General features: G+C 63.7%; 1 pseudogene. It reads left to right on the plus strand.

Annotated features, from left to right (window positions below):
• Positions 1 to 180: 180 nt before the first annotated feature.
• Positions 181 to 592: pseudogene (locus tag P7F28_RS07655) on the plus strand (ATP-binding protein); the annotation flags it as partial.

Raw genomic sequence — 592 nt, forward strand, 5'->3', positions numbered from 1 at the left:
GCGACGAAAGTCCCGCGCGAAACAACGGAGAATGCCCCATCGCGTCGCCGAAGCGGCACGTGCCGTTGAGCAGCGCGACAGGCGTGACGAAGTCCCGGCGGCAACTGCATCAAAGGGATCGGACAGTATCCCTGCAGTGAGCCTGCCCGAGCTCGGCAAAGGGCAGATCTTTCGTTGACCATGGCGACCGACTCTTTGCGGCCATCGCCGATCGATGACCATCCGGTTGTGCTGCGCAGATATCGCATCCCGACGCCATCGATCGCGCAATTCTATGCGTTGCTGGTGCGTTGCCTGTCGTTGCGTACCGGAGCGATGGTCTATGCCCGCTCCCGCGTCGGCAAGACCTACGCGATCCTCTATCTGGAGTCACTGCTCGCGTCGCAGCGCCCGGCCTTGCCGATCCTGCGCATGCGTTGCCAGCACAAGCGCGTCGCGACCGAGACGGCTTTCTTCAGCGCCCTGCTGACCATGTCCCGGCACAAGGCGAGCTCCGGACGCGATCCGACACAGCTGCGGCACCGGCTCACGCAGCGTCTGCTGGAAATCGCCGATCAGGCGCACAGCAGCGATATCCTCGTTTTCCTCGACG

Origin of the sequence: Caballeronia sp. BR00000012568055 (genome assembly GCF_029439455.1) — a bacterium.
Classification (GTDB): domain Bacteria; phylum Pseudomonadota; class Gammaproteobacteria; order Burkholderiales; family Burkholderiaceae; genus Caballeronia.